Source organism: Candidatus Krumholzibacteriota bacterium, from assembly GCA_034520215.1.
Lineage (GTDB): Bacteria > Krumholzibacteriota > Krumholzibacteriia > Krumholzibacteriales > WJIX01 > JAGHBT01.
Genome location: JAXHNR010000001.1, coordinates 523,282 through 544,828, shown reverse-complemented (window position 1 = coordinate 544,828; position 21,547 = coordinate 523,282). Strand labels below are relative to the sequence as shown.

Annotated in this window: 18 protein-coding genes and 1 pseudogene; 2 read left to right on the top strand and 17 right to left on the bottom strand. The window is 43.7% G+C overall.

The window, feature by feature from the left end; genetic code table 11:
* Positions 1-40 precede the first annotated feature (40 nt).
* The 17 genes and pseudogenes from wecB to U5O15_02175 form a co-directional block, all read right to left on the bottom strand.
* Positions 41-1,123 carry a UDP-N-acetylglucosamine 2-epimerase (non-hydrolyzing) gene (gene wecB / locus U5O15_02255; protein ID MDZ7859486.1) on the bottom strand — a complete coding sequence of 361 codons (1,083 nt, stop codon included), beginning with the start codon at positions 1,121-1,123 and terminating at the stop codon, positions 41-43.
* A complete protein-coding gene (gene rfbB / locus U5O15_02250) occupies positions 1,120-2,154 on the bottom strand; it encodes a dTDP-glucose 4,6-dehydratase (GenBank protein ID MDZ7859485.1) in 1,035 nt (344 codons plus the stop codon). The genes wecB and rfbB overlap by 4 nt, the downstream gene beginning before the upstream one ends.
* Before the next feature lie 190 nt (positions 2,155-2,344).
* Positions 2,345-3,655, bottom strand: coding sequence for a UDP-glucose/GDP-mannose dehydrogenase family protein (locus U5O15_02245; GenBank protein ID MDZ7859484.1), 1,311 nt, complete (start codon positions 3,653-3,655; stop codon positions 2,345-2,347).
* A 63-nt stretch (positions 3,656-3,718) separates the two neighbouring features.
* Positions 3,719-4,690 (bottom strand): GDP-mannose 4,6-dehydratase, encoded by a 972-nt coding sequence (locus U5O15_02240; GenBank protein MDZ7859483.1) that lies wholly within the window; start codon positions 4,688-4,690, stop codon positions 3,719-3,721.
* Between the two features lie 15 nt (positions 4,691-4,705).
* Positions 4,706-5,668: a GDP-mannose 4,6-dehydratase gene (locus tag U5O15_02235; protein MDZ7859482.1), complete on the bottom strand. Its 963-nt coding sequence runs from the start codon at positions 5,666-5,668 to the stop codon at positions 4,706-4,708.
* Between the two features lie 322 nt (positions 5,669-5,990).
* On the bottom strand, positions 5,991-7,067 hold the full coding sequence (locus U5O15_02230; protein ID MDZ7859481.1) for a glycosyltransferase family 1 protein: 1,077 nt from the start codon (positions 7,065-7,067) through the stop codon (positions 5,991-5,993).
* Positions 7,068-7,148: 81 nt separating this feature from the next.
* Entirely contained in the window at positions 7,149-8,366 is a 1,218-nt protein-coding gene (locus U5O15_02225) for a formylglycine-generating enzyme family protein (GenBank protein MDZ7859480.1), read from the bottom strand.
* Positions 8,367-8,617: 251 nt separating this feature from the next.
* Positions 8,618-9,901: an SLC13 family permease gene (locus U5O15_02220; protein ID MDZ7859479.1), complete on the bottom strand. Its 1,284-nt coding sequence runs from the start codon at positions 9,899-9,901 to the stop codon at positions 8,618-8,620.
* A 9-nt stretch (positions 9,902-9,910) separates the two neighbouring features.
* Complete coding sequence (gene pyrF, locus U5O15_02215) at positions 9,911-10,657, bottom strand: orotidine-5'-phosphate decarboxylase (GenBank protein MDZ7859478.1); 747 nt, start codon at positions 10,655-10,657, stop codon at positions 9,911-9,913.
* 8 nt (positions 10,658-10,665) lie between these two features.
* Entirely contained in the window at positions 10,666-11,517 is an 852-nt protein-coding gene (locus U5O15_02210) for a dihydroorotate dehydrogenase (GenBank protein ID MDZ7859477.1), read from the bottom strand.
* Between the two features lie 4 nt (positions 11,518-11,521).
* Positions 11,522-12,349, bottom strand: a complete 828-nt coding sequence (locus U5O15_02205; GenBank protein MDZ7859476.1) for an FAD-binding oxidoreductase — start codon at positions 12,347-12,349, stop codon at positions 11,522-11,524.
* Between the two features lie 34 nt (positions 12,350-12,383).
* Positions 12,384-13,967 (bottom strand): tetratricopeptide repeat protein, encoded by a 1,584-nt coding sequence (locus U5O15_02200; protein ID MDZ7859475.1) that lies wholly within the window; start codon positions 13,965-13,967, stop codon positions 12,384-12,386.
* Positions 13,968-14,023: 56 nt separating this feature from the next.
* Positions 14,024-15,325 carry a dihydroorotase gene (locus tag U5O15_02195; protein ID MDZ7859474.1) on the bottom strand — a complete coding sequence of 434 codons (1,302 nt, stop codon included), beginning with the start codon at positions 15,323-15,325 and terminating at the stop codon, positions 14,024-14,026.
* Positions 15,326-15,353: 28 nt separating this feature from the next.
* Positions 15,354-16,310 (bottom strand): aspartate carbamoyltransferase catalytic subunit, encoded by a 957-nt coding sequence (locus tag U5O15_02190; GenBank protein MDZ7859473.1) that lies wholly within the window; start codon positions 16,308-16,310, stop codon positions 15,354-15,356.
* A gap of 243 nt (positions 16,311-16,553) precedes the next feature.
* Positions 16,554-17,063: pseudogene (pyrR, locus tag U5O15_02185) on the bottom strand (bifunctional pyr operon transcriptional regulator/uracil phosphoribosyltransferase PyrR).
* A 355-nt stretch (positions 17,064-17,418) separates the two neighbouring features.
* Positions 17,419-18,282 carry a DMT family transporter gene (locus U5O15_02180; GenBank protein ID MDZ7859472.1) on the bottom strand — a complete coding sequence of 288 codons (864 nt, stop codon included), beginning with the start codon at positions 18,280-18,282 and terminating at the stop codon, positions 17,419-17,421.
* 83 nt (positions 18,283-18,365) lie between these two features.
* Positions 18,366-19,358, bottom strand: coding sequence for a DUF2891 domain-containing protein (locus tag U5O15_02175; protein MDZ7859471.1), 993 nt, complete (start codon positions 19,356-19,358; stop codon positions 18,366-18,368).
* 499 nt (positions 19,359-19,857) lie between these two features.
* On the opposite strand from U5O15_02175, the gene U5O15_02170 reads away from it, so the two are divergent.
* On the top strand, positions 19,858-20,793 hold the full coding sequence (locus tag U5O15_02170; GenBank protein MDZ7859470.1) for an ATP-binding cassette domain-containing protein: 936 nt from the start codon (positions 19,858-19,860) through the stop codon (positions 20,791-20,793).
* Positions 20,794-20,829: 36 nt separating this feature from the next.
* The gene (locus tag U5O15_02165; protein MDZ7859469.1) at positions 20,830-21,543 is read left to right on the top strand and encodes an ABC transporter permease subunit; all 714 of its coding nucleotides are present in this window, start codon (positions 20,830-20,832) and stop codon (positions 21,541-21,543) included.
* The last annotated feature ends 4 nt before the right edge of the window (positions 21,544-21,547 follow it).

Below are 21,547 nucleotides of genomic sequence, written 5' to 3'. Positions count from 1 at the left end.
CATATTCAAAATAAAAGATTATATCAATAATTATCCGGTGTCAATATTTTTCAATTACATCTACAATACGCCCCGCGGTTTTACCATCCCATAGCGGCGGAATACTGAATTCCTTCCCGCCCTCCGCCATAACCTTGAGTGCGGCACCCAGAAGCTTATCAGGATCAGTCCCGACCAGGGAATTCGTCCCCATCTCGATTGTCACAGGACGCTCAGTATTATTTCGGACAGTTAAACAGGGAACGCCCAGAACCGTAGTCTCCTCCTGAATTCCTCCGGAATCTGTGACAAGCAATCCGGCATATTTCATTAACTTCAGGAAATCAAGGTATCCAACGGGTTCGATTAATTTCAGACTGGAAGGCCGGGGAAAAGACTGAACCCGTGAATCTATAATCTTTCTCGTGCGCGGATGAGCTGGAAAGACAATTGTGTGAGCTTCGGATAATTCAACAAGAACATTATACAGTGAACGAAATTGCTCCGGCTCATCAACATTTGAAGGTCTATGAAGCGTTACAAGAATGTAATTCTCTTTTTCAACTTTGAGTGCGTCGAGAATCTTCGACTCTTCCGCTTTTTCTATATAACTTTTCAGAGAGTCAATCATAATATTACCCACAAAAAATATTCTTTCTTTCTCAATACCCTCACGCCTTAAATTCACTTCAGCTTCCGGCGAAGTTGTAAAACAATAATCGGAAAGGATATCAGTGACCATCCTGTTTATCTCCTCGGGCATATTTTTATCAAAACTCCTAAGTCCCGCTTCGACATGAGCAACCGGAATATGCTGTTTGGCTCCAACGAGAGAACAGGCTAACGTCGAGTTTACGTCACCAACTACAATAATCAGGTCAACACCCTCGGTTGTTATAACCTTTTCAAATTCAACCATAACTCTGGCTGTTTGTTCAGCGTGAGTTCCCGAACCTACTCCCAGATAGATATCGGGACGGGGAAGTCCCAGATCGTCGAAAAAAATCTTCGACATATTACTGTCATAGTGCTGACCAGTATGAACAAAAAGAATATCCACCTTGCCTCTTCTCCTGAACTCCTTAATAAGAGGAGCTGCTTTCATAAAATTAGGCCGCGCTCCAACGACAATTGCCGCTTTCATTTATTGGCCTTCCTTCCTCTAGACTCCGCAATGCGTTTTTTATACATCTTGTTATAATACTTTCTAAAAGAACCGCTTTTAATCTCACGCCACCATTCTCTGTTGTCTCGGTACCATTTTACAGTCTTTTCCAATCCCTGATTGAACGTATATTTCTTCTTCCATCCGAGAGATTTTATCCTCCTCGTGTTGAGGGCGTACCTGCGGTCATGCCCCGGCCTATCTGTTATGAATGTCAGAAGATCTTTATCAGCGCCGGTTAACTTGATAATCTTTTCAGCAATATATATATTTTCTTTCTCTTCAGACGCTGCAATATTATAGACTTGGCCGATTCCGCCCCTTCTTCCGACAAGATCAATCGCCCTGCAATTATCTTCAACATAAATCCAGTCCCGCACATTTTTGCCGTCCCCGTATATAGGTAACGGCCTGCCCTCCAGCGCGTTAGTTATAAAGAGAGGAATAAATTTTTCGGGGTGTTGAAACGGGCCGTAATTATTTGAACTTCTGGTTATAACGACAGGCAACCCATAGGTCTTATAGAATGCCCCCGCGAGAAGATCTCCGCCTGACTTGCTCGCTGAATAGGGGCTGTTAGGTTCTATCGGGTCCTTTTCACTGAACTTACCCTTTTCCACACTTCCATAAACTTCATCTGTGGAAACCTGCACGAATCGGGGAACTTTATGCTCCAAAGCCTTTTGAAGCAAACTATATGTACCCATTACATCTGTTTTTACAAAACTCCCTCCTTTGATGATTGAACGGTCTACATGGGTTTCCGCCGCGAAGTTATATATAATATCCACACCGGGAATGATTTTATCAAGAAGGCTGGAATTACAGATGTCGCCCTTAACAAACTCGACATCCTCCCTGTCGATATACCCTTCAAGGTTCTTCATATTTCCCGCGTAAGTTAATTTGTCAAGAACAACGATATGTTTTTTGCTCTTTCTTTTTAGAAGCATCTTTATAAAATTAGAACCAATAAAACCGGCTCCGCCGGTAACGAGTATTTTCCTCATATTCGCCTCTTCCCATTTAATCTTAACTAAATAACTAACTATGATAATTTAATAAATCCATCATAAATCTCCGCCCGTTCGATTAGAATTATCCGTCCTAATAAGGGGGGGGGGTGTTTTCTATCTATAAAATCTCATTAAACACACATTTGATTTTTAATATCTGTCTTCCTGGAATACGCCGGCAGAATCAGGATTTTGTTCCGAAAGAATAATAAAAGAAACCATGAGCTTCCACCTTTCCCTTCTCATATATATTCCGGCAGTCAAAAATAAGGTCTCCCTTCATCAACTCTTTTACCTTTTCCAGCTCAAGAACCCTGAATTCATTCCATTCAGTCATAATCACCAGGGCGTCAGCACCCTTCATGGCTTTATATGAATCATCGTAATATTTAATCTTATCCCGGTATATCTTCTTAGTATTATTCATGGCTATCGGGTCATAAACATTAACATTGGCACCTTCAGCAAGCATCCTGTCGAGAAATCTCAAAGATGGGGCGTGACGAAGATCATCGGTATTTGGTTTAAATGAAAGCCCCAGGAGAGCTACAGCCTTTCCGGAGAAATCGGGAATTTCAGATCGCATCTTCTCTATGAGCCTGTCAACCCGGGAATCATTAACATCACTCGCGCTATGGATAATCTTAAGGGGCACACCGGCCCGGCTTGCGGCATGCAATATAGCCGAAACATCTTTTGGAAGACACGATCCTCCATAGCCAACCCCGGCGTGCAGAAATTTAGGGCCTATCCTCTTATCAAACCCCATCGCCTCCGCGACGTCTTTTACATCTGTTCCAAGCTCTTCGCAAAGATCAGCTATCTCGTTTATGAAAGATATCTTTACGGCTAAAAATGAATTGCTGGCATATTTAATAAGTTCAGCTGTCCGCACGGAAGTAAACACCATAGGTGTTTTCAAAAGATATAGCGGACTGTATATCTCACGCATAATTTCACGAGCACGCCTGCTTTCCACTCCAATCACAACCCTGTCGGGCCTCATAAAATCTTCAATCGCGGAGCCTTCTCTTAGAAACTCGGGATTTGAAACGCTGTCAAAGGAAAATTTCTCTGAAAGGTTTTCGCGAATAATATTTTCCACATTTTCCGATGTTCCTACAGGGACTGTGCTTTTCTGTACAAAAACTTTATACTCATCTATATGGGGAACAATATCTTCAGCTACTTGATATACCGCGCTCAAATCAGCAGAGCCGTCTTCCCCCATAGGAGTCCCTACCGCTGAAAATATCACCCCTGATTTTCTTACCGCTTCAGCGAGGTCTGTCGTAAAAAAAAGCCTCCCCGCCTCCACGTTCCTCTGCACAAGTTCTTTCAGCCCCGGCTCATATATAGGCATTTCGCCATTCTTGATCCTTTCGATCCGGTCACAGTCAATATCAACACATATCACGTTATTTCCAAAATCAGCAAGACAGGCTCCACTGACCAGACCGACATAACCGGTTCCCACCATACATAAATCAGGCATTTTTTTGGCTCCTTTTATTTAAACTTTATTTCGAACACCTGAGCAAAACACAAAATACCTTCTTCAATCATCAGACCGCGAATACCAGTACTCCAACAGATCTGAGATCATTTGCTCAACTGATATTTTTCTTTCCCAACCGGTAGTATCACACAGCTTCTTATTATTCCCAGTAAAAACAGCCACATCCACGGGTCTTATTAGATCGGGGTCCTTTTCAATATTCACTTTTATTCCGGCTTCTTCAACCATCATACTCAGAGCATTTCCAAGATTCAGCCCCTCACCAGAACAAACATTGTATACATTTCCGACTTCACCCCTCTCCACTATAAGTCTATAGGCTCTTACTACATCTCTGACGTCAAGAAAATCACGGAGAATATCAAGGTTTCCCGTTCTGATAACAGGTTCAGCGTTGCCGGCTTTTATTCTCGCGCACTGTCTGGCAAATGACGGAAAGACAAAAGTAACACTCTGACCAGGTCCTGTGTGGCTGAAACTTCTCGTGACAATAACATTCATATCAAAAGATCTCACATACTGCAGGGCTAAAACGGACTGTGCCGCTTTGCTCGCCGCGTATGGGTTTACAGGTTCAATAGGAGTGTTTTCGGAAAGGGGCATATCCCTTCGAGATCTCTTGCCGTATTCCTCACAGGAACCAACCGCCAGAATCCGCGCGTTTTTCTTGTTCTTTCTAACGGCTTCGGCAAGGTTCAGAAACCCAATAAAATTCGTTCTGACAGTTTCCGCCGGATACTTAAAGGAAAGTGCTCCTGAGCTCTGTGCGGCAAGATGGAATACTGTATCCGGATTCCAGTATTTAATGAGTTTATCCACAGCGGGAGCATTCATAAGATCGCATTTCTTATATACAACTCCTTCCGGCAATTCATCAATCAAGGCGGAAGATCTATGGAAGGAATTGACATCTATAATATCTTCAGCAAGCACTTCGTAACCCGCGCCCAGAAGTTCTCGGGTCAGATGTCTTCCAACAAAACCATATGCTCCGGTTACAATAGCTTTCATAAAAAGTTAAACCACTCATCTCCTTCCCTGATTTTCCCGCCAAAACTCAAGAAGATCCGACAGAGTCTTCTCTATAGGTATCTCGGGTTCCCAACCCGTGTCATTCTTGAACTTACTGTAGTCACCTTCCAGTCTGGGGACATCACTCGGTCTCAACCTTCCTCTGTCCATCCTTACGTCTACTTCAACCCCGCTTATCTTAATGAGCATATCGAGAATTTCACGTATGCTGTAACTCTTTGAAGTACATACATTATAGACTTCGCCGGCGATGCCTTTCTCAAGAGAAAGCCAGTACCCTCTGACCATATCTCTCACATCTGTAAAATCACGTCTGGCGTCGAGATTTCCAACTTCCATAACCGAGGATCTCTTCCCGTTCTCTATATCAACGATCTGCTTCGCGAAATCTGAACAAACAAAAACAGGGCCGCGGCGTGGGCCTGTGTGATTAAACCCCCGGGTTCTGACTATTTCCATACCGTAACTCTTGTAGTACTGATAACCAAGCAAGTCCTGTCCCACTTTGCTTACTCCATAAGGGCTCAGCGGTCTCAAAGGATTTGTCTCCTTTATCGGAATTTCATTCTCTAGAACCATTCCATATTCCTCGCTTGAACAGGCGATCTGAATCCTGCATGAATGGCCTGATTTACGGACAGCCTCAAAAATATTGAGTTCACCGAGAATATTGGTGCTTAGCGATTCACTTGGAGCTTGCCAAGATGTGGGAACAAAACTTTGAGCCGCGAGATGGAAAATATAATCAGGTTTAATCTGTTCTATCACATCTCTCGTGGAAATAGCGTCTCTAAGATCACACTCCAACAACTTTATTCTATCCCAGATATGTTCAATATTCTCTGTTCTGCTTCTCCAGCGAATAATCCCGTACAGTTCCACATTTTTCTTTTCAAGACATAAATCGGCGAGATGGCTCCCCGCAAAACCTGTTATTCCCGTGATAAGAACACGCATTTTCTTCCCTTCGTAATACATTAAATATAGATTCCAATAATACTTTTAATTACGTGAGCTTTTATAAAAAATCTCACAACCACTGGGGAAAATTTTATTGACCGATTTCTTGTTTTTCCAATACTTAATATAACAACGGCATAACTTTAGAAGTATAGCAAAAATAGATGATTTCGGAAAGATAACTTTCAAAAAGACTCTGAGTTGTTTCCCCAATTTTTATATCCTATCAGGCGGTCGATTGATTTGTATAGTATGCGGCTGATTGATCAAACGGTCCGCATAGGAACAGAGCCGTTTTCATATACATATAGAAAAACTATTACAGTAATTTCTTGTATACATCCAGTGTTTTTCCCACGCAGCGCTTCCACGTGAAACCATTCGCGTGGTCAACACACTTCTTGATCTCATCCTGTGGAGTTTCCGGCAGCCTGTCGATAGCTCCAGCAATCTCACAGGTATCTAAAGGATTTACGTAAACAGCTAAATTTCCGCTTATTTCAGGAACGGCGCCCTTGTTCCCGGCTAAAACAGGTGTCGCGCAAGCCATAGCTTCAAGCACCGGAAGTCCGAATCCTTCGTATAAAGTTGGAAAGACAAAACCAATCGCGCCGCTATAAAGCGCGGGGAGATCGCCCTCTTCTACAAACCCGAGAATTTTCACCTTGCTGTCCAGATGATATCTTTTGACTGCCCTTAGAGTTTTATCACCCTTATAAGATACCGTTCCGGCAAGTACCAAATCCACATCCCTGCTTGCTTTAGAGCGGGAAAACGCTTCAACTAGACGCGCTGTATTCTTTCTTTCTGAAATACTGCCCACAAATAATAAATAATCTTTCCTCAATCCATATTTATTTCTGATCCTGCCGACAACCGCTTTCTCCTGAGGAAAGAAAGATTCATCAACTCCATGATAAATCACATTTACTTGATCCGGAGAAACATTCAGTAAATTAACAACATCGCGCTTTGTCGATTCGCTGACTGTGATAAAGCAATCGGCGTGTTTCGACATTTTCCTGTATGCCCTCTCTTTTTTTTGATGAAATTTTTCAGAGGCTGTTTTATTGCCGATTTGTTTCAAAGTTAAGAGGTCATGGATGGTAACAACTTTTTTGACATTACTCCAGAAAGGGGTCCGGCCGTCCAATCCGTGTATAATATCAACATTTTTACTGATTGGCCAATAAGATTTGTAATATTCCCTGATTTTTAAATTTTCAGGTCTCGACCAGCTTGATCTTTTGCATAATCTCGACAGCTTATAATACAATATGAGTTCGTTATAATCTTCTATTTCATCTGAGAAGGCGGAAATCAATCCGGCAATATAACGCGCGATCCCCGTTGGTTTATCCGTAATAACACTGGTTACTTCAAACCCTATTTTCATATCCGCGCGATAACAGCTTATAAAACCGCTGCCCTGTCAGGTTATTCTATATAGCAACAAGTAATCCCGGCTCAAAAACCCTCAACGACAAACTCTAAAACCGATGTTATTACTGTCGATGCCGGGGCTAAAATTGCTTCTTACAGAAGTAGCGCATTTTTCAGAACTATCAATCCAGCTGCCCCCGCGGAGCACTCGGTAAACCCCGCTATCCGGACCACGTGGATTATCTATAGGATCTATGGGGTCTATGGGATAATAATCACTATCATAGTAATCCCAGCACCATTCAAAGATATTGCCGCTCATGTCATTTATCCCCAGACTATTGGCTGCCAGCTCGCCGACACCATGTGTTAAATACTCTGAATTATCTTGAAACCAGGCGCAGTCACTCAAATTAGCATTAATATTATACCCGCTGTGCATATCCCCATCCACATAGCTGCTGCCGTCTATATACCTGGCAACATATTCCCACTCCGCTTCTGTGGGAAGTCTGAACCCATTTCCCGCCCAGTCCACGCAGTCATTGTTTATATCTCCGTCTGATGATGAATCTTTATAATATTCTGTTTTTCCGGAACTCGTATAATAGACGGGATCAAGCCCCTCTTTCTCTGAATAAGCGTTACACCAGGCAATGCAGTCCCTCCAGGAAATATTAGTTACAGGGTGTTGAATAGTAGTTGAAAGCGTAGAATTTGATCCCCGTATGCCTTCGTTCTCGAAAGTATATCCATTTAATTCACCCCAGCTTTTCACTTTTGACCAGAGAGAATAGGTTACTTCATATCTGCCTAACTCAAAGGCATCCAGAGCCACACTGTGTATGGGCTCATAATCAAGCTGGGTAGTACCGACTCCGTCACTCCAGCCCATATCAAAATCCGCTGCGGATGGTATCGAAACCAAAACAGAATCTAAATACACAACGACAGATATACTGTCGCCTGAGATATTTCCGTCATTGTCAAAAGCTTCAAACTTTATTTCATGAGTACCAACAGAAAGAAGATTGTCGGTTAAGGCTCTGCCGCTAGAGAGCTCTCCATCTATATCTGAAATCCAAACGAGCTGACTATCTGGAACTCTGCTGCTGCTCTGGAAATATCTTGCTTCACCGTAAAACGTTATTCCCATGTCCTGAGAAAATCTCGCTCCATCACTAGGTGATACTATTTCAGCAACTATATAATCATCATTAATTACTGGTCCTTGTGTTTCACTATCCTCACTGCAACCGATCGCTAAAAAAAGAACAGAAATCCATACAGATACCGCAAAAAACCTTTTCATGGCACTTCCTCCAGACTTTCCGGTTATTACAAAAACTCTCATTGCTACAGAATACAGGTAATTATAATATATTAAGTATTTTCGAAATTTCAAGCTTGGAGTTTCCTTTGGTTTTATTGATTTTCCCTGTATCGGTATTTTCTTCTAGAGTCATTATTATTTTTACTTATAAACAAATCGTTCGTTTCCCCAAAGGCTCTCTTTCTTATTCTGTTTATCTAAAATCCATTAAACCGTGGGATTTTCCCGATTTAACGATAAACAAAGTAAAGGGCAATATAAGCGGCGAGAGTAGCCGCAAGTGTAAACGGCAGCCCTATCTTTACGAAGGCGGCAAATGAAACAGGCCTCCCCTCTCTTCTAAGAATACCTATAGCTGTAAGATTAGCCGCGGCACCTATCGGTGTGATATTCCCCCCCATACACGAACCAATAAGAACGCCGAGAACTAGCAGCTCCGGGTGAACTCCGAGAGTTTTTGCCAATCCCTGGACAACGGGCAAAGCAGCTGTAATATATGGTACATTGTCTATAAAAGCGGAAACAAGGACAGATACCCAGACAATAGCCGTAAGAACGACGAAGGGGCTTGCACTTTCAAGAATATCAAGCTGATTCACTAGAGCGGCCACTACACCTCTTTTTTCGAGCATATACACGAGGACGAAAACCGCGGAAAGAAAGAGTACAGTTTCCCAATCAAATTTCAGAGAAGCATTGATTTCCCTGTGAAGCTTTCTTATTCTAACATACAGAAATGACATTCCCCCAGTTAAGACACAGGAAACACCGCTGAACCAGACAAAGTCGGGATCTATAAAGTTGGCGAGTGAAAGCATAACAATCGCGAGCGCCAGAAGAATGACGGGGACCCAGCTTTTAACCGATGTTACCGCTATTGACTCCACCTTCCTTTTTTCCCCTCTGAAATAATAATAGAGGACGACGAAACCTGCTAAAGCTCCCAGCTGAACCAACCAGAATATCCCAATCTTCACAGTCATATATGACGACATTGAACTATTGTAGAAAAAGAAATCAAGAAAATCCATGTGGGCTCTGGCAGCGAGAATCATACTGGGAGTATCACCTATAAGTATTGCCATACCCTGCAGATTTGAAGATATGGCGATACCTATTATAACCGGAACGGGCGAAACATCTGCCTTTTTTGTCACTTCCAGGGCTATTGGCGCTACCATCAAAACAGTTACTACATTGTCCATGAATATAGAGAAAATAGAGGCAAAAACAATTATCAGCATAAGCGAGACACCCAGATTCGGTGACCGGTTGATAATATGATCTGATATTGTCTCCGGAAGCCTGGAACAGACAAAAGCCTCAGCCAAAAGAAGCGAACCTACAAAGATCCCTATGACATTCCAGTTAATACCTCTTGCTATCTCCGTGACTTCAAGAGCTCCAAATAAAAGCGCCGCGGCGATACCTATCCAGGCAATAAGCCATCGGTAATGCTTTGTAAGAACAAGCGCTGTATAAACCAGTATAAATATAATCGAGGCTTTCCACATTATTCTGAGTTATTCCTCCAGTTCACGCAAGATTGATTCAACTGCCTGAGGCGGAGAAGAAGCCTCATATACGGGGCGCCCGACAACCAGGAAACTTGAACCGGCTTCAGCTGCCGATTTAGGTGTTGCCACACGTTTCTGATCATCTTCGCTGTGACCGGAGGGTCTTATACCCGGGGTTACTATAATAAAATCCTCTCCAAACTCTTTTCTAACCCTGTCCGCTTCCCCGGCTGATGAAACAATTCCATCCAAACCGGCCTCATTCGCTTTTAAAGCCAGCTCGAGCACAAGTTTTGACATTTCTTTCCGGACGGGAGAAAATACTTCGAAATCCTCAACAGACATACTGGTCAAAATTGTTACACCGATAAGAAGCGGCCGCCTCCCGCCTGACTCTTGAAATCTATCGGCCTCCCGCACTGCGGCTTTCATCATTTCCATCCCGCCTGTTGTATGGATGGTAAGCATCTTTACTCCCAGGCCGCAAGCCGCTCTTACCGACCCGGCTACAGTAGCCGGAATATCATGAAATTTAAGATCAAGGAAAACCAAGCACCCCAATCTATTAATTTTCTTAACTAGAGCCGGCCCTTCAGAAGTAAAGATCCTGCTTCCAAGTTTAAAGTACCTTATTTTTTCCTTGAGGTCATTAACCAGCTTGAGCGCTTTTGTTCCACTTTCGACATCCAGAGCCACTATAACTTCCGGAATATTCTTTTCTGGGCCCACAAACGAATCCTTCCATGATTCCAAAATGGTTACTAAAGTGAATCAATAATCCTCTCCGGCAGTCCCGGATCATAAAAGAGCGCCGTTCCTATCTGGACAGCTGAAGCGCCGGCGGCGAAAAATTTTCTGGATCCTTTAACGGAAGATATTCCGCCAACACCCACTACAGGGATATCCACCGCCTGAACAATCTGCCAGACAGCTCTGAGAGCTACGGGCATAATTGCCGGACCTGAAAGACCAGCGGTAATTCTATCAAAAACAGGTTCCCCGGTCACAGGATCGATATCCATACCTAAAATTGTGTTTATAGCGGTTACCCCGTCGGCGCCGGCCTCCTGGGAAATAACAGCGAGTTCAGCTATATTTCCAACGTTAGGTGTTAATTTAGCAAGAACCGTACTACTTTCAAGAATATCTTTCGCCTTCGAGACATACCATCTCACTGACTCCGGATCGGTTCCGACGGCCATCCCGCCCTCATCCACATTGGGGCATGAAAGATTCAACTCCACCGCGTCAACTCCATCCTCTTCAGCTGCGAATTCTAAAAGATTGAGATATTTCTCTCTACCCTCACAAGCCAGACTCACAACAGGTTTCACACCAAGGTCTAACAACTCCGGCAGTTTCTCACTAAAGAAAGTTCGCGCTCCGACATTTTCAAGCCCCACACTGTTCAGGAGGCCCGATTCAGTTTCCTTCAATCTCGCCCCCGGATTCCCTTCCTTCGGCATTAAGGAAATGGTCTTTGTGACGACCGCCCCCAGTTTCTCGAGATTTATAAGATCCCCATATTCAATCCCGTAGCCCGCGGGGCCGGAAGCCAGAAAAACAGGATTCTTAAAAATTGTGCTGCCGATATGTAATTTTCCCCCGCTCATGTTGCTAATCTTTACCTGGCCCTCTCCAATTATCCCAGTCTATATCCTCGGCTCTAAAAACTGTTCCGTCACCGCAAACCGACTTATACTTCGCGCCTTTTGGAAAGGTTACAGGAACAACACAACCTCTGCAGGCGCCAACACCGCAAGCCATAACAGATTCAAGCGACGTATAATGATCAATAAAAGAATGTGTACCGCTGTTTACAAGTGCCTTTACCATACCAGACGGGCCGCAGGAATACAATTTCCCTTCCGGCAGGATTCCTCTTTCTGTCAGATCCTTAAACATCTCCACCACATTACCTTCGAAACCTCTTGAACCATCTATTGTTGCTATGTAAACTTGCGAGAAATCATCTTTGAAGATATCGGCAAGAACCTCAGAACTGTCATCTGTTCCATATAAAAGATCCATTCTTTGCGCTCTTCCCTCCAGCGACCACATCCTTGCGGCAAAGACAAGTGGAGCGAGACCTGTGCCTCCAGCCACAAAAACCGCGTCAGTCCCTTTATCCAGCTCAAAATATGTGCTTCCGAGCGGACCTATAAAGTCGACCAGATCCCCCGTTTTCAGGGAAGCAAGGGCCTCTGACCCCCGCCCCACGATCTTTACAAGAAGAGCGATATGATCGTCTGTCATGTCCAATATACTGTAAGGGCGTCTTAAAAGAGGAAAATTCACGCCGCTAACCCTAATGGATATAAACTGTCCAGGCATAGCACCGGGGAATCTCTCCGGCTTTGACAATTCAATAATAAAACTTGAAGGTGAAACCTTTTTGCAGGTAATAACTTCTGTTTCGTACCTTCCTTTTGGCGATTTTTTCAATCCCTGCTCCCTCTATATTAAGACTTTATTCCCTTTATTCTCCCCCTGATCCATTCTGTTCTTTATCAGCAGATTCTGGAATTACCGTCCCGCTTGTGTCAGGAGACACTCCTGTGGAATCAGCCTTAACACCCGTGTTATTAAGCATACCACTGCTGTCTGTTATTTCAGAAGACTCAAAATCAGACTGTTTCAGGGAAGTGTCAGGTTTTAACGCTCTTACAGAATCAACATATCCTTGAAGTCTTTCCATTAACTTAAGATCCCCTAAAAACTCGATCTGTTCAATCGCTCCCAAGGCCTGTACAGATCTTGGAAAACTCAGGATAACTTCTCTGTAGGCCTTTACAGCTTTATCATTTTGTTTCAGTTTTTCTTGATAAATCCAACCAATAGCGTACGCGGCTCTGGGACTAATCTCAATCTCCGGGAAACTGTCCAGAACTACTCGATAATTTCTGAGAGCTTTCTCCACGTTACCGAACTGTGATAATTGTAATTCAGCTGAATAAAATTTCTTCTTAGCTTTCTGCTTATCTGTTTGACCTTTCTCCCCTTCATTTTCCAGTTCAAGTAACCGTCCTATGCTGTTCGATTTCTTTAGAGCTTCGGTGGCGTACTGCGATTCCGGAGCTTCTTTTCCCACTTTACTGAAATACTCTTTTGCCTTTTCGAGTGAATCTGCCTGCGCGTGAAACAGCATTCCCAGATGATAACAGGCTTCCGCTGAAAATAGTGTCTTTGGATATTTTCCAATAATATCTTCATAAAAGCGCTTTGCCAGACTCACTGAATCTATGCACACGTAACCGGCCGCTTTACCAAGTAATACCGGAGCTTTTTCCTTCTTCCCGATCACCTCGTCAAAGAGCTTATCATATAAGTCAATGGCCTCGCGACACCTTTCGAGTTTCGTGTAACACTCACCCAGCGACAATGAGAAATTGTATCTTTTCTCCCATGAAATGCCTTTATGCAGCATTTTTTCATAAAAACGAGCGGCATCTTTCCATTCTTCGAACAAAAAGTATAAATCGGCGCATTCTGCTGTTGCTTTTTCTACAACTTCCTCGCTGTCAGCTTCCCTGATAACCTTCGAATAGAACTCCAGAGCTTCTTTTCTTCTATCTAATTTCAGGCTAATTTCTCCGGCAAGCAGCATTACCTGAAAACGTATTTCATGTTCCGGATATTTTTTAATGAAACGAGCAGTATATTCAAGAGCTTTATTAAATTCTTCCTTGCTTAGATATATTTTCCCCAGCCAGAAGAGTGAAAGGGGAGCGTATTTTTCTTCGGGCCAATTATCTAATATTTCCTCAAACTTTTTCGCTGACTCGTTATACTTACCCTGCCTGAACAATGCCTTGCCAAGAAGGAAGGCCGCGTCATCGGCCCATCCGCTGTCAGGATTATTCTGTAGGATCTTCGAGCATTTAACAACAACCCTTTGATATTCCTTCTCCATACCGGTGCTTGACTTGCTTTGCAGGCGTTTTTCCTCCGTGTCGCTGTAAATGCGGCGGGCATTATACAAAGTATTGAAATAAACGCAGGAGGACAGAAAAATAATAAGCATACATATTATCAAAACTAGACGTTTCTTATCTTCTCTCACCGCCGACTCTCCCAACAAATACAAGTCACTTCACTTCGCAGATCAACCGACCCCCATCAACCCGTTCTTTTCCACTTTCCGGCCAAAAATATCCCCTTTACGCGTCCTTTAAATTTTCTGTCCGCGAGGGGAGTGTTCATCGATTTTGATTTGTTAACTTCTCCGTTAAATGTCCATTCTTCATCAATATCTATAACTGTCAGATCCGCGGGCTCTGTGCTGTTTAATGTTCCTCCGGCAAGACCCAGTACCTCCGCGGGGGCGGATGTCATCAAACGTACGAGATCTATCAGTTCCAGATCGCCGGACATAACCAGCTCAGTATAGAGATGAGAAAAAGCCGTTTGAAGTCCGATCATACCAGGCGGCGCGAAATTGAATTCAACCTGTTTGGAAATCTCATTATGAGGAGCGTGGTCAGTTGCGATACAATCAATCGTTCCATTCTTAAGCGCCTTTTTTAATGCCTTTATGTCTTGCTGAGTTCTAAGGGGAGGATTAACCTTCAGGTTCCTGTCGTAATCTTCCAGCATGGAATCATCCATAGTCAAATGGTGTGGTGTCACTTCAGCGGTAACAGGAACACCCTTCTTTTTAGCGTCTTTGATCAGCTGAACTGACCCGGAAGTACTCACGTGGGCAATATGAAGCCTGCAGCCGGTTAATTCAGCAAGCGATATATCCCTGGCCACGGCAATTTCCTCCGACTCTGCCGGTATCCCCGAAAGTCCCAGTTTGGTGGAATAATATCCTTCATTCATCAATCCACCCCTCGCGAGACTCGGGTCTTCACAGTGGGAAACAATGGGTAATTCAAGCATACGGGCGTATTCAAGAGCACTTCGCATAACCTTGGCGTTCTCGACAAATTTACCGTCGTCACTCAGTGCTACTATCCCCGCTTCTTTCAACAGATGAAACTCGCTTATATCTCTTCCCTCGAGCCCTTTAGTGACCGCTCCTGTCACATATAACCTGCACTGACCCGCGGCTTTATTCTTATCCATAAGATATCGAACGACACTCGGATCATCCACGGCGGGATCAGTATTTGCCATGCAGACGACCGAAGTATATCCGCCTGCCGCCGCGGCCGCGGTACCGGTGGCAACAGTTTCACTTTCTTCATATCCCGGCTCCCTGAGATGACTGTGAATATCTATAAAGCCAGGCGTTACCAAATATCCTTCAGCATCAAAAACCGGTAGATCTGTATCTACACTCTTCTTCCAGACGATTTCTTCAATTCTGCCCCTCTTGATGTGAATAGAACCGGCCTTTAGAGTTCGAGTTACAGTGTCGGCGAGCTTAGCCCCCGCTATCCAGAATTCACTTTTATTTTTCCACTTGTTGATCATTAAAACTCCTCAGTTTTTTTCTTGGAAACTATTTCTTTTCTATCTTTGCTTCTCCGCTCCTGCCGCCAGCGATCAGAAATAAAACCGCCATCCTAACAGCGACTCCATTCGTTACCTGGGGCAATATCACCGCCTGCTCACCGTCGGCAACACGCTGACTTATTTCAACCCCTCTGTTCATAGGCCCCGGATGCATAACAATACAATCATTCTTGGCATCTTTAAGAATTTCAGATGAAACTCCGAAAACAGCAAAGTACTCTCTTAGACTGGGGAATAGTTTGTTTTTCTGACGTTCAAGCTGTATACGCAAAATATTAATCGCGTCAGCATCGGCCACGGCTTTTCTAAGATCGTACTCGATCTTCACTCCTCCGTCGCCCATATTCTCGACTTCAGGCGGCATCATAGTGGGCGGGCCGCAAACCGTAACCTCCGCCCCCATTCTGGTCAAACCCCAAATATTAGAACGTGCTACTCTGCTGTGCATAATGTCCCCTATAATAGTTACTTTTTTCCCTTTTAATGTTCCCCATCTCTGCCTGAGAGTCAACATATCAAGTAAAGCCTGCGTAGGATGTTCATGCTGACCGTCACCCGCGTTAACAATCGAAGCATCGAGAAATTCAGATAGAAATCTGTGAGCTCCTGAACTGCCGTGCCGCATGACAACAATATCAACCTTCATAGCTTCGATATTCTCAGCTGTATCACGGAGGCTCTCTCCCTTTTTAACCGATGAAGTAGCTTTCGAGAAATTAACAATGTCCGCGCTGAGTCTCTTCTCCGCGAGTTCAAAGCTCATTTTAGTTCTCGTGCTTGGCTCATAAAAGAGGTTCGCGATCGTTATCCCCCTTAGAGCCGGAACTTTCTTAATTGCCCTCTCGGAAACTTCCTTGAAATTATCAGCCGTATCCAGAATCAGCTCTATCTCCCCGGAAGACAGCTCTTCAAGCCCCAGAAGATTCTTTTGATTGTACCGCACCTTACCCCCTTACTTGATTCTCGTCAGTAACAATATCTATCTCTTTTTCGACCCCGGTTTTCTTTTTGATCCTTTCTTATCCTTATTTCCGGCGGGTTTTCTTTTTTTCTTCCGCCCGTCGGATTTACCGCGCCGGGGTTTTGATGAAGTCTTTCGCTTCTTATTTGAAGAAGTCCCATTGGACTTCTTTGACTTTCCAGCTATACTCTTTTCTCCTTCATCGTCTTTTACTCCGGAAACAACTTCTCCCAAGATAACGCTTTCTTCTCCGTCTGTTTCCTTTAAAAACACCCTGACAGTTTCATGACTTGAAGTAGGTACGTTTTTTCCAACAAAATCCGCTCGTATCGGAAATTCTCTGTGCCCCCTGTCAATAAGAACGGCAAGTCTGATAACCTTTGGCCTGCCAAAATCGATAAGTTCATCTAAAGCCGCTCTAACAGTACGCCCAGTGGATAATACATCATCAACAAGAACAACCACCTTCTCATTTATGTCCACACTGATATCTGTTTTGCCGACTACAGGATTTGAAGCAATCATCTGTACGTCATCTCTGTACAAAGTGATATCAAGGGCTCCTACCGGCACATCTACTCCCTCAAATCCCTGGATGAGGCTCGCTATACGTTCAGCCAGAGGTACACCCCGTTTTCTTATCCCAACCAGAACAAGATCTCCAACACCTCTGTTGTTCTCAACAATTTCATGAGCGATTCTCATTATGGTGCGGCGAATCTGGGTGCCATCCATAACAACCGCTTTCCTTAAAATATCCAAATGCAAAACCTCCTTATAGCGGGCAACATATACTAAAACGTTGTATCCATAATATATTTTCAAACAATCAATCAGCCCGGCATCCGGGCAAAAAAAATCCTCCCGCACCGGGAGGTATTTGGCTCTCTCTTCCCTTGCCGGCCTCCCGGACCGGATTAAAAGGATATCCTCAGCATATTAACCCCAACAAAAAGGTAATACAACCCTTTTTTTTATTTTTTAAAAACAAATGTTTTAGAAACCAATAACTAACTGCTTTTATATCTACTTGCAAACCGGGTCCCGCGCGGCTGAATAAAATTCAACGCCGGCGTGTTTTCAGCACCTCTCATATATCCCCGGCTTTTCCCCTTCTCCTGTCCGCGATCACGCCCAGTTGAGAGATGATCATCCCGGCGAACATGAGAGTACATCCGGCAATTCCTCGAAGGGAAAGAACTTCTCCCAATATCAACCATCCGCCCAAAACAGCAAAAACCGCTTCGAAACTCATAATAACCGAAGCGTGGGCCGCGGGAGTGTACCGTTGGGCTAGAATCTGAAATGTATAAGCAACTCCGACGGAGAAAACTCCTCCGTAAATTATCGGCACTGCCGCTGAGTACAGCGCGGTTAAACTTATCACTTCTGTAAAGATAGAAACAGCGAGGCTTAAAAGAGAACATACCGCGCACTGAATGAAGGCGAGAACCAGCGGATCAATACTTTTTGAGAAGGAACCGATCAGAAGAACGTGTCCGGCCCAGAAGAAGGCTCCCGCAAATACCAGAATATCCCCCTTGACCAACCTAAGCCCCCCCGCAATCGAGAGCAGATAAAGCCCTATAACAGCCAGCACAGCTCCGAGCCATGTTCTTCCCCCAACCTGCCTCTTCCAGAAAAAGCCGGCCTTACCCGCGGTTGTATAAACAACACCGACTTGCTGAAGAGATGACGCGATAAACAGGAACAGCCCGGCCAAAAAACCGCTAACTAGAACATGTCTTCTTTTTCCCGTCCAGCCGTAACCAAACTTATATCTTCTAACAAGAACAAACGGAAACAGAACAAGAGCGGCAAGAGCAAAACGGACACCGTTAAAAATAAACGGCCCGACGTACTTCATCCCTACGCGCTGAGCAACAAAAGCAAATCCCCAGATAGCAGCTGTAAAAAACAGCAAACAATCATAGCGTATTATCTTGCTTTTCAATTAACCTCATTTCATCACAAAGAATAAAATATCTAAAACCGGTTTAATACCGTCCAGCATAGCTGATGATTTTTATTGACAATTTAACGTTTATTCACGCCGCCGGCACAAGAGTACATATAAACCGCGAATGAAGCCAACCAGTGTTCTCCCTCATAATTGCCGGTCGCAACGCGGCTGAGTGCGTCATTAGAGTGCAATTCCGCGGCTTCAAATATTATTCTACGGGCGGGATCTCCTTCTTTAAGGAATTTGGCAATTCCATAGAGGCACCAGGCGCGGCTCAAGTTGAGACCATCGAGGTGAACTATTTTCGGATCACTTCTGTCAGATACAACTGCGGGTTTAAGGAGATTTTCAGGATAACCCTTATTAAGTTCCGGCAAAAAGTTGTGAAACCATTCTCTGAATTCATCCCGCTTAAAAACCCTTCTCATAAGATCAGCTTCAATAAGACACGGTGAAAGGAAATCATCTCCGCCTGGTTCCCATGAACCGGGGCATCTCCGGTCATCGGCAAAATAATCTATGCTTCTCGAAACAATCAACTCTTCCAATTCAGAAACACCCGCCGCCCGGGCATAATCAAGCGCGAATGTTAATCCGAAAGCGGTATTGGCATGCACACCTCTTCTAATCGGATATGTCTGCTTAGGGATAAATGAAAGATATCGTTCAACTATATTATCAGTCAGAGGCTGAAGATTTCTGCTCCAGCTCTCAGCCGCGGGGTCATCACACTCAAGAAGCTCCTGGGAAAGCTTAAGGAGCCACGCCCAGCCGTACATTCGCTCAAATGATTTGCGTCCCGGCTGGCTTAGGTATCTGACTTCAGCTTCGATATTTCTCTCTGTAAGGGTGCTTCCGAGAACAGAACGTAAACTGTCCGCCTCCGGCAGTTCAGGGAAAATCCTAAGCAGGCGCGTCATCATCCAGTGCGCGTGCACGCAGGAATGCCAATCGAAACACCCGTTGAAAGCGGGATGCAGCTGTGCGGGGCTTTTAACTTCACTCCGATCATTCATCACATGAGAAAGCTTAGCGGGATACTCCTTCCTCACGCACCTGAGGGCTATACGCGCAAACGCCGAAGCGGTCTCACTTGTAAGAGCAGTTCCGCGACTCCGCCCGGACCGAGTAACAGCGGTCGTGACGCTGCCAGACCCCGCGCCGCTAACCTGCTGAGCACATAAAAAAGAAAATATAACCGTGATAATAAATGTTCGAACAGACTTTAAACCGCACACATTTTTCCGCAAGGCGCGTTCTCCTTTTTTGATAACGATTAATTTAACCATAATCTTGACTTATATAACAAATTATTAAATCTTTTCTCAGATCTTGAAAACTTGAGGGGTCAGCAAATTTTGCTTAAAATCCCTATTTACTGATTGTTAGATTTTTTTTGACAAAATGACAAGTTATTTTTATTATCTTGAAAAAATAAGCAATCTTGAAATTATCGGGTTTTTTTCTTAACGTACTTAAATGAATATGAGCTGGAATTTTTGGAACTATCTATCAAAAATTATTGTAACAAGTATAAAATAAATATTAATAAAAAGGAGCTCTGGTATGATAGAATTCAAACAGTTGACGAAGTATTATGGGGATCTTTGCGCTCTGAATAAAGTTGACCTTACAATAGAAAGGGGACAGATACTCGGACTCCTGGGACCAAACGGCGCCGGCAAAACAACGGCAATGCGGATTCTGACCGGATATCTTGTTCCTACCACAGGCACAATTGAAGCAAGGGGACTTTCCATTGAAAAAGATATTCTTAAAATAAAAGAAATGATCGGATACCTTCCCGAATCGGCCCCTCTCTACGAAAATATGATAGTCTATGAATACCTCGACTATATTGCGAATGTGCGAGGATTAGAGGAACAGAAGAAACGTAGACGTTTATCTGAACTGGCTGATATATGCGGCCTGCGAAAAAATATGCACCGTCCCATACACGAACTATCCAAAGGGTATAAACAGCGAGTGGGACTTGCTCACGCGATAATGGCCGACCCTGAAATCCTGGTGCTTGACGAACCGACAACTGGCCTCGATCCCAACCAGATAGTTGAGATCCGTGATATCATAAAAAAGATCGGAAGAGAAAAAACAGTAATACTATCCACTCACATACTGAGCGAGGTCGAAGCAACTTGTGACAGAATTGTTATTATTAACCGCGGCAGTATCGTCGCCGACGGAAGTACTGATGAACTCAAACAATCCACAAAAACCGAATATACAGTCAATATTTCACTCAAAAACGCGGAATTTGAGGATGTAAGCAACGGGCTTAACATGATAGAAGAAATCAAGGACATAGAAAGTGTTGGAAAAAATAACGAAATTCTGTCAGTTAAACTTTCATGTCATACTGAAAAGGATATCAGAGAATCGATATACGGAAAAATAAAAGAGCAGGACTGGGTTCTTGTTGAAATGACGAGGGATGTTAAGAGTCTCGAGAAAATATTCGGTGAATTGACAAAAGAAAATTAACTCTTGAACTATTTGATTAAATAAAGGAGAAAAAATATGCTGAAATCGCGTAACATAGCTCAAATATTCAAAAAGGAATTTACTGTATATTTCATATCTCCAATTGCATACATAGTCATATCAATATTTCTGATTGTAACGGGATGGTTTTTCTTCTCAACATTCTTTCTCTATAACCAGGCGGAATTGAGAAGCTTCTTTTCCCTTTTACCGATAACATTTTCATTTATCATACCAGCTGTTACAATGCACCTCTTTTCGGAAGAATTGAGCTCCGGTTCATACGAGGTACTGCTCACTCTTCCTGTCTCGATCAAAGATATTATCGCGGGCAAATTCCTCGCCGCCCTGGCCTTCGTCGTAATTATGCTGTTGCCCACGGTGAGCTACGCGATTTCAGTATCTCTGCTGGGAGACATTGATTGGGGACCTGTAGCGGGCGGCTATCTTGGAGCAATCTTGCTTGGAGCAATGTTTACATCAATAGGACTCTTCACGTCAGGCCTCACAAAAAACCAGATAATCGCGCTGCTTACAGCCATAGGAATTTGTTTCGCTTTGACAATGATTGATAACCTGCTCTTTTTCCTTCCTGAGTCAATGCTGGGTTTTTTCCAGCAGCTCGGAGCGGGATATCATTTTAGCAACATCACCAAGGGAATAATAGATTCAAGAGATATAATATATTTTCTAAGCTTTATCTTTATCGCTTTATACGCAGCCTATCTGGTAATGCAGGAGAAAAAGTAGAAGG

Coding starts and splice junctions, on each gene's coding strand:
- wecB (MDZ7859486.1), bottom strand. CDS start 1,123: ATGAAAGCGGCAATTGTCGTTGGAGCGCGGCCTAATTTTATGAAAGCA.
- rfbB (MDZ7859485.1), bottom strand. CDS start 2,154: ATGAGGAAAATACTCGTTACCGGCGGAGCCGGTTTTATTGGTTCTAAT.
- U5O15_02245 (MDZ7859484.1), bottom strand. CDS start 3,655: ATGCCTGATTTATGTATGGTGGGAACCGGTTATGTCGGTCTGGTCAGT.
- U5O15_02240 (MDZ7859483.1), bottom strand. CDS start 4,690: ATGAAAGCTATTGTAACCGGAGCATATGGTTTTGTTGGAAGACATCTG.
- U5O15_02235 (MDZ7859482.1), bottom strand. CDS start 5,668: ATGCGTGTTCTTATCACGGGAATAACAGGTTTTGCGGGGAGCCATCTC.
- U5O15_02230 (MDZ7859481.1), bottom strand. CDS start 7,067: ATGAAAATAGGGTTTGAAGTAACCAGTGTTATTACGGATAAACCAACG.
- U5O15_02225 (MDZ7859480.1), bottom strand. CDS start 8,366: ATGAAAAGGTTTTTTGCGGTATCTGTATGGATTTCTGTTCTTTTTTTA.
- U5O15_02220 (MDZ7859479.1), bottom strand. CDS start 9,901: ATGTGGAAAGCCTCGATTATATTTATACTGGTTTATACAGCGCTTGTT.
- U5O15_02210 (MDZ7859477.1), bottom strand. CDS start 11,517: ATGAGCGGGGGAAAATTACATATCGGCAGCACAATTTTTAAGAATCCT.
- U5O15_02195 (MDZ7859474.1), bottom strand. CDS start 15,325: ATGATCAACAAGTGGAAAAATAAAAGTGAATTCTGGATAGCGGGGGCT.
- U5O15_02170 (MDZ7859470.1), top strand. CDS start 19,858: ATGATAGAATTCAAACAGTTGACGAAGTATTATGGGGATCTTTGCGCT.
- U5O15_02165 (MDZ7859469.1), top strand. CDS start 20,830: ATGCTGAAATCGCGTAACATAGCTCAAATATTCAAAAAGGAATTTACT.